This window comes from Pantoea sp. LMR881 (assembly GCF_027157825.1).
GTDB classification, from domain to species: domain Bacteria; phylum Pseudomonadota; class Gammaproteobacteria; order Enterobacterales; family Enterobacteriaceae; genus Pantoea; species Pantoea haifensis.
On sequence record NZ_JAPVOK010000002.1, the window covers coordinates 1,598,215 to 1,611,020 of the forward strand.

Annotated in this window: 11 protein-coding genes and 2 pseudogenes; 9 read left to right on the forward strand and 4 right to left on the reverse strand. The window is 52.9% G+C overall.

The annotated features are described in order from the left end of the window. Nucleotides 1-2,445, reverse strand: coding sequence for an ATP-dependent helicase HrpB (gene hrpB, locus O3W44_RS09430; RefSeq protein ID WP_269292858.1), 2,445 nt, complete (start codon nucleotides 2,443-2,445; stop codon nucleotides 1-3). A gap of 74 nt (nucleotides 2,446-2,519) precedes the next feature. Between hrpB and thpR the strand changes: the two genes are divergently transcribed. From thpR to panD, 9 genes and pseudogenes are all read left to right on the forward strand, one after another. Beyond that, nucleotides 2,520-3,047, forward strand: coding sequence for an RNA 2',3'-cyclic phosphodiesterase (gene thpR / locus O3W44_RS09435; protein WP_269292859.1), 528 nt, complete (start codon nucleotides 2,520-2,522; stop codon nucleotides 3,045-3,047). Nucleotides 3,048-3,058: 11 nt separating this feature from the next. Next, nucleotides 3,059-3,763, forward strand: coding sequence for a DNA/RNA nuclease SfsA (gene sfsA, locus O3W44_RS09440; RefSeq protein ID WP_269292860.1), 705 nt, complete (start codon nucleotides 3,059-3,061; stop codon nucleotides 3,761-3,763). Between the two features lie 247 nt (nucleotides 3,764-4,010). Further along, on the forward strand, nucleotides 4,011-4,466 hold the full coding sequence (gene dksA, locus O3W44_RS09445; protein WP_269292861.1) for an RNA polymerase-binding protein DksA: 456 nt from the start codon (nucleotides 4,011-4,013) through the stop codon (nucleotides 4,464-4,466). A gap of 73 nt (nucleotides 4,467-4,539) precedes the next feature. Further along, complete coding sequence (gluQRS, locus tag O3W44_RS09450) at nucleotides 4,540-5,457, forward strand: tRNA glutamyl-Q(34) synthetase GluQRS (RefSeq protein WP_442954663.1); 918 nt, start codon at nucleotides 4,540-4,542, stop codon at nucleotides 5,455-5,457. A 51-nt stretch (nucleotides 5,458-5,508) separates the two neighbouring features. After that, nucleotides 5,509-6,926, forward strand: a pseudogene (gene pcnB, locus O3W44_RS09455) (polynucleotide adenylyltransferase PcnB). Continuing rightward, a complete protein-coding gene (gene folK / locus O3W44_RS09460; RefSeq protein WP_269292863.1) occupies nucleotides 6,923-7,417 on the forward strand; it encodes a 2-amino-4-hydroxy-6-hydroxymethyldihydropteridine diphosphokinase in 495 nt (164 codons plus the stop codon). The pseudogene pcnB and the gene folK overlap by 4 nt, the downstream one beginning before the upstream one ends. A gap of 76 nt (nucleotides 7,418-7,493) precedes the next feature. Continuing rightward, the gene (gene panB, locus O3W44_RS09465; RefSeq protein WP_269292864.1) at nucleotides 7,494-8,288 is read left to right on the forward strand and encodes a 3-methyl-2-oxobutanoate hydroxymethyltransferase; all 795 of its coding nucleotides are present in this window, start codon (nucleotides 7,494-7,496) and stop codon (nucleotides 8,286-8,288) included. Nucleotides 8,289-8,303: 15 nt separating this feature from the next. Beyond that, nucleotides 8,304-9,158, forward strand: a complete 855-nt coding sequence (gene panC, locus O3W44_RS09470) for a pantoate--beta-alanine ligase (protein WP_269292865.1) — start codon at nucleotides 8,304-8,306, stop codon at nucleotides 9,156-9,158. Nucleotides 9,159-9,209: 51 nt separating this feature from the next. Further along, nucleotides 9,210-9,590, forward strand: coding sequence for an aspartate 1-decarboxylase (panD, locus tag O3W44_RS09475; RefSeq protein WP_269292866.1), 381 nt, complete (start codon nucleotides 9,210-9,212; stop codon nucleotides 9,588-9,590). Nucleotides 9,591-9,635: 45 nt separating this feature from the next. Here panD and O3W44_RS09480 read toward each other — a convergent pair. The 3 genes and pseudogenes from O3W44_RS09480 to O3W44_RS09490 all read right to left on the reverse strand — a co-directional run bounded on the left by O3W44_RS09480 (nucleotide 9,636) and on the right by O3W44_RS09490 (nucleotide 12,747). Then, nucleotides 9,636-10,648 (reverse strand): annotated as a pseudogene (locus tag O3W44_RS09480) (acyltransferase family protein). 405 nt (nucleotides 10,649-11,053) lie between these two features. Next, a complete protein-coding gene (locus O3W44_RS09485; RefSeq protein WP_269292867.1) occupies nucleotides 11,054-11,824 on the reverse strand; it encodes an ABC transporter permease in 771 nt (256 codons plus the stop codon). Next, entirely contained in the window at nucleotides 11,821-12,747 is a 927-nt protein-coding gene (locus O3W44_RS09490; RefSeq protein ID WP_269292868.1) for an ABC transporter ATP-binding protein, read from the reverse strand. The genes O3W44_RS09485 and O3W44_RS09490 overlap by 4 nt, the downstream gene beginning before the upstream one ends. Nucleotides 12,748-12,806 lie beyond the last annotated feature (59 nt).

The following is a 12,806-nucleotide window of genomic DNA, read 5'->3' on the forward strand; positions in this document are numbered from 1 at the left end:
TCAACCCTGCGGGGAATATTTTTTTGTGCGCCTTGTCGGCAAAGCCGTTGTCGGATCATCAGGCCAGGGATGTTTGGGATAGCGCCCTTTCATCTCTTTCTGTACCTCCGGATACGCACCGCGCCAGAACGCCGCGAGATCGCGCGTAATCTGAAGGGGGCGCTGCGCCGGTGATAACAGCTCTAAAACCAGCGGTATTCGCCCTTCTGCAACCGCGGGATTGGTCGCTTCACCAAACATTTCCTGAATCCGCACCGCCAGTGTCGGGGGTTTATCCAGATGATAACGAATGGCAAGCCGACTGCCGGTTGGCACAGTGTAATGAGTTGGCAGTACACTATCCAGCCGCTGGCGTTGTGACCATGTGAGCAAATGTAATAGCGCGCTAACGAGGTTCACTGACTGCAAACTTTTCAGATCGCGCACCGCCCCCATTTGAGGCAGCAGCCAGCGATCCAGCGTCTCCAGCAGCGCAACGTCATCCACGGCTGGCCAGTTTTCTTCCGGCAGCCATTGTGCTGCGCATTGTAGACGCACACGCAGTTGCTCAGCCTCTTCTGTCCAGCCCAGGACCGATAATCCCTTTTCGCCAATCCAGCGCAGCATTGCCGGGTGGAGTACATCAGGCTCTGGACGTGCCAGCGGCTGGGTTTTGAGCACCAGCGCACCAATCTGCTCGCGCTTAAACGCACGTAAGGTGCCCTTCTCGTCATCCCATTCAACATCGGTGCGCTGCTCAATCAGCGACGGTTGCCGCTGGCATAACGCGCCGATATCAACCGGTAGCGCCAGCAATATACGGGCATCAGGTGCGGCGCTACCTTGTAACAGCGTCGGGGCAATCAGCCATTCATGGCGCGTCAGTGCATCCTGCTCATCCAGCTTCGCGCCCAGGCCATTGGCTAATTGATAACGCCCGCTGTGATCGCGACGGCGCGCTAACCGATCGCCAAAGCCTGTAGCCAGCAAGGCCGCGAAACGATCGTCATCGACGCGCCCACCGCTGACATTCAGTCGTTTTTGCCACTGCTGCGCCCGCCGCTGCCAGTGAGGCTGTGGTCGGTGCAGCGCATCACGCAAATCGGCACTGCCATTGCGCGGTGGCTCTTCAAGGATCGCCACCAGCAGCGCCGCGCTGGCTACAGCATCCGCATCCTCTCCGGCGGCGTAAAGCATGGCGCTTAAGCGTGGATCGCTGCCCAGCTGCGCCATGCGGCGGCCCTGAGCATTAAGCAAACCGTTTTCATCAAGCGCGCCGAGACGGGTTAACTGCTGCTGTGCAGCGCGCAGGTGTTTTGCTGGCGGGAGATCGAGCCAGGTTAACTGTTCCGGCTGGGTGCAGCCCCATTGCAGCAGTTCAAGCCACAGCGATGACAAATCTGTATGCAGAATCTCCGCTTCGCCCTGCACTGTTGCGCGCAACGCTTGTTCCTGTGCAATAAGATGCAAGCAAATACCCGGCATTAAACGCCCGGCACGCCCGGCGCGCTGCGTCATTGATGCCTGGCTGATGCGTTGCGTTTGCAGGCGTGTCACGCCGCTACGGGCATCGAACTGCGCACTGCGCTCCAGCGCACTGTCAACCACCAGTCGGATGCCTTCGATGGTCAGGCTGGTTTCAGCGATGTTAGTGGCAAGCACCACCTTGCGACGCCCGTCAGGCGCAGGAAGAATCGCGCGACGCTGTGACGCCAGCGGTAACGCACCATATAAAGGGCAGAGATCGATATCATCAGTCACGCGGGATTCCAGTTCACGTTTTACCCGCTCAATCTCCGCTACGCCCGGTAAAAACAGCAGCAACGAACCGCTTTCCTCGCGCAGCAGTTGTGCCACTTCACGCGCAACCGCTTCATCGAATCGACAGTTAGCATTAAGTGAAGCGTAACGGCGCTCAACCGGAAAGCTGCGGCCTTCAGAAACGATCAGCGGCGCATCCGGCAGTAACGCTATGAGTCGGTCATTATCAAGCGTTGCCGACATCAACATGATTTTAAGATCTTCACGCAGCCCTTGCTGCACATCAAGTAACAGCGACAGTGCTAAATCCGCCTGTAAACTGCGCTCGTGAAACTCATCGAGAATCACCAGAGAGATGCCATCCAGCATCGGGTCCTGCTGCAACATGCGAGTGAGAATGCCTTCGGTGACGACGACAAGCCGGGTCTCTTTTCCCACGCACGTTTCGCCGCGCATGCGGTAGCCAACGGTCTCGCCCGGCTGCTGACCGAGCTGTTCTGCTAAACGCTGCGCGACATTGCGCGCCGCCAGCCGTCGCGGTTCCAGCATGATAATGCGACCCGGCAGCGCCGCATGATGCAACAACTGTAGCGGCAGCCAGGTCGATTTACCTGCGCCGGTGGGTGCGGCCAGCAGGATTTGCGACGCGCTTTCCAGCGCCGCCAGAAGATCAGGCAGCACTGCGCTGACGGGTAAATCACTCACATAAACTCCACTTCTGCCTGTGCTAAGATGGCGCGCATTGTAGCATTCATCTGTGAGGATTGCCGGAGACCGCCATGGCAACACAACGCTTATTCTTTGCCATTAGCTTGCCCGATGAGCTGCAACAACAACTGGTACGCTGGCGAGCGGAACATTTTGCTGAAGAGGCTGGACGCCCGGTGGTTGCGGCGAACCTGCACTTAACGCTGGCGTTTCTGGGCGAGGTGTCTGCCGAAACGTCACAGCGTTTACAGACGCTGGCTTCACGCATTGTCCAGCCTGGCTTTGATTTGGATTTAGACGATGCCGGACACTGGCCCCGCCCCGGGGTGGTTTGGCTCGGCTGTCAGCGTCCTCCCCGTGGCCTGTTGCAGCTTGCCAGCCTGCTGCGTGCGCAGGCGGCACGGCACGGTTGCGCCCAAAACGCACAGCCCTTTCATCCGCATATCACTTTGCTGCGCCATGCATCTCATCCGGTGGCTTTACCACCGCGCACCTTTCACTGGCGCTTTCGTGTTACACAGTTTTCGCTTTACGCTTCAGCATTCACCAAAGGCCGCACGCGCTATCGTGCGCTGGCCAGTTGGCCTTTGCAGCCCTGATCAGGATAGGTATGCACTTTTCTCCCCCGCTTAAACCTGCGCGTTTAATTACCCGCTACAAACGTTTTCTTGCCGATGTGATCACCCCGGAAGGCGAGACCCTGACGCTTCATTGTGCCAATACCGGCGCAATGACCGGCTGTGCAACACCGGGTGATACGGTGTGGTATTCCACCTCGGATAGCCTGACGCGCAAATATCCGCACAGTTGGGAAATAACCGAGACTCAACAAGGGCACTGGATCTGCGTTAACACCTTGCGCGCGAACCAACTGGTGCGTGAAGCACTTGACCAGCAGCGCATTACGGAATTGTCTGGCTATGATGATTGCCAGGCTGAAGTGAAGTACGGCAGCGAAAATAGCCGAATCGACTTCCTGATCAAAGCGAAGGACAAACGCAACTGCTATATTGAGGTGAAATCCGTGACCCTTTTACATCAGGGAAAAGGCTACTTTCCGGATGCGGTGACGATTCGAGGGCAGAAACATCTCCGTGAACTGCGTGCAGTCGCGGCAGAAGGTCATCGAGCCGTCTTGTTGTTTGCAGTTCTGCACTCGGGGATTGAGGACGTCTCCCCGGCACGTCATATCGACGTGGCTTACGCAGAACAACTGGTCCAGGCGCAGCGGGATGGCGTAGAGGTTTTGGCTTATCAGGCGAGCTTATCTGTAACCGGAATGTTTCTTAAAAACCCCGTTACAGTAAACTTGTAATATCTTTAGCAATTTTTTGTGCTAAGACTGTTCTGAGGAAGATGCCAAATACGCTGTTCCTCACAGGCTTGTCAAGGTGCGATCACGAATAATTGCCAACCTTGACTGCTTCTGTTATTTATAGCGGCCTGTTTTTTTCCCCGTTGGGGGATCGATGTACCCGAGAGATGTCAGGAAGCAGGCAAACGGCAACGTCCCTGCGTCTGGAAGTTGAAGGGTATAGTGCGTGTTATCCAGGAGAAACAACATGCAAGAAGGGCAAAACCGTAAAACATCGTCCCTGAGTATTCTCGCCATCGCCGGGGTGGAGCCTTATCAGGAGAAGCCGGGCGAAGAGTATATGAACGACGCTCAGTTAGACCATTTTCGTAAGATTCTGGAAGCCTGGCGTAATCAACTGCGGGACGAAGTCGATCGTACCGTATCGCACATGCAGGATGAAGCTGCTAACTTCCCTGACCCGGTCGACCGTGCCGCGCAGGAAGAGGAGTTCAGCCTGGAACTGCGTAACCGCGATCGCGAACGTAAGCTGATTAAAAAGATCGAGAAGACGCTGAAGAAAGTTGAAGATGACGACTTTGGCTATTGTGATTCCTGCGGCGTTGAGATCGGCATTCGCCGTCTCGAAGCGCGTCCGACAGCCGATCTGTGCATCGATTGTAAGACGTTAGCAGAAATCCGCGAGAAACAAATGGCGGGCTAATGCCGCGGCCACTCTGTTGCCACGCGACGGGAAAACAGCGGTTTTTTCCGTCGCGCGGTAACGTTTAATGCTTATGTCTACCTCATCCTGCATTGGGCGCTTCGCCCCTTCTCCCTCTGGTGAACTCCATTTCGGCTCGCTGATTGCGGCTCTCGGCAGTTACCTGAGCGCACGCGCGCAAAATGGCCGCTGGCTGGTACGCATCGAAGATATTGACCCGCCGCGTGAAGTGCCCGGTGCCGCCACACGTATTTTACAGCAGCTGGAGCACTATGGATTGCACTGGGATGGTGAGGTTGTGTGGCAGTCGCAACGTCATGAGGCTTATCGCGCCTCGCTCGCCTGGTTGCAGCAGCATCGCCAGAGTTATTTTTGTACCTGCACGCGCAGTCGCATCCAGCAGATCGGTGGGTTTTATGATGGCCACTGTCGTGATTTGGGACGCGGGCCGGAAAATGCCGCACTGCGCTTGCGCCAGCACCATCCGGTCTGTGCATTTACCGATCGCTTACGCGGCACGTTACAGGCAGATGCACGCCTGGCGCAGGAAGACTTCATTATTCATCGCCGCGATGGTTTGTTCGCTTACAATCTTGCCGTGGTGGTCGATGACCACTTCCAGGGCGTAACCGAAATTGTGCGCGGTGCAGATTTGATTGAACCAACAGTGCGGCAAATTGCTCTTTATCAGCAGTTCGGTTGGTCAATACCCGATTATCTGCATTTGCCGCTGGCGCTCAATCGCGACGGCAACAAATTATCGAAGCAAAATCATGCCCCCGCATTGCCAGAAGGCGATGCGCGACCACTGCTGGTGCAGGCCTTACGCTTTCTGGGGCAGCCAGTTGATGAAAACTGGCAAGACGAAACGCAGGAGAAACTGCTGTCTCACGCGGTGTCACAGTGGAATATCGCTTTGATCCCCAGGACGACGCCCTGCAACAGGATGCCTGGACATCGGCATTCTCAAATGGTTCTCAACAGGCTATGATTAGCCGCTGATTTTACCAACACCCTTTTTATGTCACTGTCGAGGTGTCCCATTTTTACCCGAGTAGCTAATTTTTGCAGGAAAGTCCTTAAGCGTGATGACGAGGAGGCACCAGCAGAGGTTGAACCAGAGAGTCTTATGACCATCATTCCTCGTGAAAGCCACATCATCTCACGCAAAGACATTAGCGAAAATGCCCTCAAAGTGCTCTATCGCCTGAACAAAGCCGGTTATGAAGCCTATCTGGTGGGCGGAGGCGTGCGCGATTTGCTGCTGGGGCAAAAGCCGAAGGACTTCGACGTGACCACCAACGCGACGCCAGAGCAAATGCGCAAGCTGTTCCGCAACTGCCGTCTGGTGGGCCGTCGCTTCCGCCTGGCCCATGTGATGTTCGGTCCGGAAGTGATCGAAGTGGCAACCTTCCGTGGTCATCACCAGGTTGAAGAGAACAACGACGACCGTAACAATTCGCAGCGCGCCCAGAGCGGTATGCTGCTGCGTGATAACATCTTCGGCACCATTGAAGATGATGCGCAGCGTCGCGATCTCACCATTAACAGCCTCTACTACAGCGTGGCTGATTTCAGCGTGCGCGATTACGTAGGGGGATTACGCGATCTGCAAGAAGGCATCATTCGCCTGATTGGCGATCCGGAAACACGCTACCGCGAAGATCCGGTACGCATGCTGCGCGTAGCGCGTTTTGCCGCCAAGCTGAATATGCGTATTGCACCGGAAACCGCCGAGCCGATTCCGCGTCTGGCGTCACTGTTACGTGATATTCCACCGGCGCGCCTGTTTGAGGAATCACTCAAGCTGCTACAGGCCGGCTACGGTTACAGCACCTACCTGAAACTGTGCGAATATCAACTGTTCCAGCCACTGTTTCCAACGCTTGCCCGCAATTTCACTGAAAATGCCGACAGTATGATGGAGCGCATGCTGGCGCAGGTGCTGAAGAATACCGATAACCGCATTCAGAATGACATGCGCGTCAATCCGGCCTTTCTGTTCGCCGCCATGTTCTGGTATCCACAACTGGAAGCAGCAGAGCGAATCGCTCAGGAAAGTGGCCTGACCTATTTTGAAGCTTTTGCGATGGCAATGAACGATACGCTGGATGAAGCCTGTCGCGCCCTGGCGATTCCGAAACGCATCACCTCGTTGATCCGTGACATCTGGCTGTTGCAGCTTCGTATGTCGCGCCGTCACGGTAAACGTGCCTGGAAGCTGATGGAACATCCAAAATTCCGTGCAGCGTATGATTTGCTGGCGCTGCGTGCCGACGTTGAAAATAATCCCGAACTGCTGCGCCTGAGCAAATGGTGGGGTGAATTCCGGTGGCTGCGCCGCCCCAGCAGAAAACGATGCTCAACACCCTTGGCGACGATCCCTCTCCGCGCCACAGATCGCGTCGTCCACGCCGCCGCTCTTCTGCCCCGCGTCGCGACAATCAAAACGCATCATGACGCGCGTTTATCTGGCTTTAGGCAGTAATCTCGCCGATCCGCTGCATCAGGTTGATGCAGCATTGGCGGCGCTGGATGCCCTGCCTGACACTCAGCGTATTGCAACATCCACTTTTTATCGCACGCCCCCTTACGGCCCGGCGGATCAGCCCGATTATCTCAATGCCGCCGTGGCGCTGGAGACGGCGCTTTCGCCGGAGAGCCTGCTTGACCACACGCAGCGTATTGAGCTGGAACATGGGCGCGTGCGCAAAGCGGAACGCTGGGGGCCTCGTACGCTCGATATTGATCTCATGCTGTTTGGTAATGCAGTCATCAATACCGAACGGCTTATTGTGCCGCATTACGATATGCTTAATCGCGCGTTTATGCTGCTGCCGCTGTGTGAGATTGCGCCTGACGCATGTTTACCGGATGGTCGCCTGCTTAAAACGATTCTGGACACGCTGGACAGCAGCACGATTCGCCGCTGGCACACCCGATCGGCATAATAGCACTTCTTTCATTCCGCTCCTCAACGCTATCCAGTAAACTGCGCCCATCAGAAATCCCTGAATTGAGAGCGTTATGAAACCCACCACGATTTCCCATTTACGCCAGTGGAAAGCGAACGGCAAAAAATTCGCTACCCTGACCGCTTACGACTTCAGCTTTGCACGTCTGTTTGCGGATGAAGGCATTCAGGTGCTGCTGGTTGGCGACTCACTTGGCATGACAGTACAAGGCCACGATTCCACCCTGCCGGTAACAGTCAGTGATATCGCTTATCATACTGCCGCCGTGCGCCGCGGTGCGCCGCAATCGCTGCTGCTTGCTGACCTGCCCTTCATGAGTTACGCCACGCCAGATCAAACCTTTGATAACGCCGCACAGCTCATGCGTGCCGGTGCCAATATGGTTAAAATTGAAGGGGGTGCCTGGCTGGCGGATACCGTTCGCATGCTCGCGCAGCGTGCCGTTCCGGTGTGCGGCCACCTCGGTTTAACACCACAGTCAGTTAATATTTTCGGCGGCTACAAAGTACAGGGCCGTGATGAAGCGGACGCGGAACAGTTGCTGGCCGATGCCCTGGCCCTGGAAGAAGCTGGCGCGCAGTTAATGGTGCTGGAGTGCGTTCCCGTGTCGCTGGCACAGCGTATTACTGAAGCGTTAACCATTCCTGTCATTGGTATTGGCGCGGGCAACGTAACGGATGGTCAGATTTTAGTCATGCATGACGCATTCGGCATTACCGGCGGTCACATCCCTAAATTTGCTAAAAACTTCCTTGCTGAAACGGGTGATATTCGCGCGGCGATTCGCCACTATATCGCCGAAGTGGAAGCCGGTCACTATCCGGCTGCCGAACACAGTTTCCAGTAATTCAGGAGAATGACCGTGCTGATCATTGAAACACTGCCCATGCTGCGCCGTGAAGTTCGACGCTGGCGTCAGGAAGGTAAACGTATTGCGCTGGTCCCGACGATGGGCAATCTACACGAAGGGCATTTGACTCTGGTTGATGAAGCGCGTGAACGCGGTGACATTGTTATCGTGACGATTTTTGTTAATCCAATGCAGTTTGATCGTGCCGACGATCTGGCACGCTATCCACGCACGCTGCAGGAAGATTGCGAAAAGCTAAATCGTCACCGTGTCGATGTGGTTTTCGCCCCCTCTCCGGCGGAAGTTTACCCGCACGGGTTGAAAAACCAGACTTTCGTTGAGGTGCCGGTGCTGTCATCCCTGCTGGAAGGTGCCAGCCGCCCTGGCCATTTTCGGGGTGTTGCCACCATCGTCAGCAAACTGTTTAATCTGGTGCAGCCAGATATCGCCTGCTTTGGCGAAAAAGATTTTCAGCAGTTGGCGATCATTCGCAAGATGGTCGCGGACATGGGCTTTGATATTGAGATTATCGGCGTGCCCACCGTGCGCGCCAAAGATGGTCTGGCACTTAGCTCGCGCAACGGCTATCTGACGGCTGATGAGCGCAAACTGGCACCGGCGTTAAGCCAGGTGATGAATGAGATGGCAACCCGCCTGGCATACGGTGAACGTCACATTGATGACATTATCGAAGATGCTAATCAATCGCTGCTGGAGCAGGGGTTACGTCCGGATGGTCTGGCCATTTGTGATGCTGATACGCTGCAACCTTTGACGGTCGATAGCCAGCGCGCCGTGATATTAATGGCGGCCTGGCTGGGTAATGCTCGTTTAATTGATAATCAACAGGTCGATCTCACCCAGTAATCCTGCCCTGGCTGAGATCATGTTTTCGCTGCATAAGAAGGTTTTTTGGCTATGATTCGTACCGTTTTACAAGGTAAGTTGCATCGCGTCAAAGTGACACAGGCAGATCTGAATTATGAAGGTTCCTGCGCGATTGATCAGGACTTTCTCGATGCGTCTGGCATTCTGCAATATGAAGCCATTGATATTTACAACGTCACTAACGGACAGCGTTTTTCGACCTATGCCATTGCGGCAGAACGCGGCTCGAAAATTATTTCAGTTAATGGCGCGGCAGCGCGTTGTGCCTGTGAGGGTGATATTTTGATCATCTGCTCTTACGTACAGGTAGAGGATGCCGAGGCACGACAGTGGCAGCCTAAAGTCGCCTATTTTGAGGGTGATAATCAGATGAAGCGCCTGGCGAAAGCCCTGCCGGTGCAGATGGCATAATCCCTTGCCGTTAACGTGCATCCTGTTTCCAGGATGCACTTTCCTTTACACTGGCTTGGTTTGCAGTGACGTTGATGGCTTTTTCAACGTGAATAAGAAATTCAGCCAGCCTCGTTTACGCAACAGACAAAGGGTCCATGGCAGCGCCAGAGCGGCAAGAAAAGCCAGAATAAATTTTATATCGTTTACCCACAATAAATGACTTTCAAACTTCACCAGTTTGCTGAAAAACTGAATCGCCAGATAGTGGGACAAATAAAATACGATTGAATGTGTCCCAATGTAATAGACCACCCTGGAATTCAAATGAAGGGCAATCCAGACAAACAGAGGAACCGATAATAATGCTAACGGTGAAAGTAATGCCTCTGGCGTGGCGTGCAAGACAAAGAGATTAAGGCACGAAAGCAAAATAAAACTCGCAAGAGAAAAACCAAGCACCGATCCTTTTTGACATATTCCGTTAAATCAATCTGCTTTCTTACCACATAGTCGCCCAGATAAAAGAAGACAAACAGGTAGAAGGATTTATTAATATGCGAATTATCAAAGCTGGAAAAGAGGCTGTCTGGATGAATCGCTGGCAGCGCCCAGCTCGCTAACATACAGATAAAAAAGACAACATAAAAGGGTAGCCTGCGCGCCACTACCACCAAAATAAAAAAGATAAAAAGGGAGTGCAAAAACCAGGTCATATCGCCGCCACCGGTGAGATGCGAAACAATGATATTGAGCGGTGACTGCGGTGAATTGGCCATGGAGCTGAAAATAATCTTTAGCCCGCCATAAATAGCAACCCAGACCACAAACGGATACAGAATGCTTTTTACTTTATTCGTAAAGAAGAAGCCTAACCCTTTTTTCAGCCCGGCATCCACAAACAATCCAGAGACAAAAAACATGAGTCCCAGGCGCACGGGTGCGAGCATTTCGTTCATTGTGTTACTTAATAACGTAAAGTGACCCGCATTATTATGTACGGCTATGGTGCTATGTAAGAAAATGATTGCAAGAATGCTTAATCCCCGCAGATTATCGACCCACGTAATACGATTCATTCTTTCCTCTGCCTTTATTTATCTTTGGCACTATTAATTGCGCCATTACTTTTGATTAGTTAACAGACACTCAGACTTATCCGTAAGAGCAATGAAAAATAAACACCTGGTTATTTTGGTAACAACATTTAATTTAAACAATAAGATATTGGATCGTTAATTTTATGAGAAATTTAACACCAATAAAAACAGCAGGATAAAATAAAGGAGAGCAGAGAATATCAGAATAATACCCAATACATTATAAATACTGATATAAAAAACCACTATTAAATCAACCTGAAAAATCATAAACAAAAACAACATCAAATCTGTTTATTCTTAGTAAAACACCACATTGAATTATAAGAGATTCATATAAAAAAAAGCGCAGCCTGAGCTGCGCTTTTTTATATATCGATTCAGTTAAGTGCGTAATCCACGGCCGCGTTGTATCAGGATATAGACCAGAACATAAAATACCACGATAAACGCCACCAGCACCGACAGGGTAAAGACAAGCGGAACATCGCTGATACCCAAAAAACCAAAGCGGAAACCGCTGATCATGTACACCACCGGATTGAGTTTCGATACCATCTGCCAGAAAGGAGGCAGCAGGGTCAGCGAATAAAATACCCCGCCCAGATAGGTTAGCGGCGTCAGCACAAACGTCGGGATCAGACTGATGTCATCAAAGGTACGGGCAAACACGGCGTTCAGCAAACCTGCCAGCGAAAACAGGATCGCGGTTAGCAGCAGCGTTATCGCCACCATGGTCCATGAGTGAACATGGAAGGGAACGAAAAACAGCGAAACAGCCGTAACTAAAACGCCTACGCAGATGGCACGCGCTACACCGCCGCCGACATACCCGGCAATGATGATGTGGGTTGGCACAGGTGCAACCAGCAACTCTTCAATATTGCGCTGAAACTTGGCGCTGAAGAAAGAGGATGCCACGTTGGCGTAAGCGTTGGTAATCACTGACATCATGATCAAACCCGGCACGATAAACTGCATATAACTGAAGCCATGCATATCCCCAATACGCGAGCCGATCAGGTTGCCGAAGATAATGAAATAGAGCGTCATGGTGATTACTGGCGGGACCAGCGTCTGGATCCAGATGCGGGCGAACCGGTTTATCTCCTTGCTCCAGATACTTTTCAACGCCACCCAGTACAAATGTGTCATGCTTTTGCTCCTGTTTTTCCCTGCACCAGGTCAACAAATAACTCTTCCAGACGGTTGGCCTTATTACGCATACTCAGCACCTGTACGCCTTGTGCGCTCAACTGGCTAAATACGCTGTTAAGCCCCTGCTCTCGCATCACTTCCACTTCCAGGGTTGAGGTATCCACCAGGCGATACTGGAAACCTTCCAGTGCCGGTAACGGACTGCGGGGCGCCAGGTCCAGAATAAAAGTTTCAGACTTCAGTTTGGCCAGCAGCCCTTTCATTGAGGTATTTTCCACCAGCTCGCCGCTCTGAATGATGCCAATATTGCGGCATAACATTTCAGCTTCTTCCAGATAGTGCGTGGTAAGAATAATGGTGGTGCCTTTCGCATTCAGATCTTTCAAAAACACCCACATTGAGCGGCGCAGTTCGATATCAACCCCTGCGGTCGGCTCATCCAGAATAAGCAGTTTCGGCTGATGCATCAGCGCACGCGCAATCATCAGGCGACGCTTCATGCCGCCCGATAGCATACGCGCACGCTCGTTGCGCTTTTCCCACAAATCGAGCTGTTTAAGGTACTTTTCGGCCCGAATGTTAGCTTCACGCCGCTCCACGCCGTAGTAGCCCGCCTGATTCACCACTATCTGCATAACGGTTTCAAACGGGTTAAAGTTAAATTCCTGCGGCACCAGACCAAGCTGGCGTTTAGCATTGACGACATCTTTTTCAAGGTCGTAACCAAACACCCGCACACTGCCTTCTGATTTATTGACCAGCGAGCTGATAATACCGATGGTGGTTGATTTACCGGCACCATTTGGTCCCAGCAGCGCATAAAAATCACCGGCTTCAACGTTAAGATCGATCCCTTTAAGCGCCTGCACGCCGCCGGGATAAGTCTTGGTCAGCCGGGTAAGTTCCAGTGCATAAGTCATTAAGAATCCATACCCTGTTTTGATGGCAGATTAATGCCGTATGAAATTGCTAAGCCTTC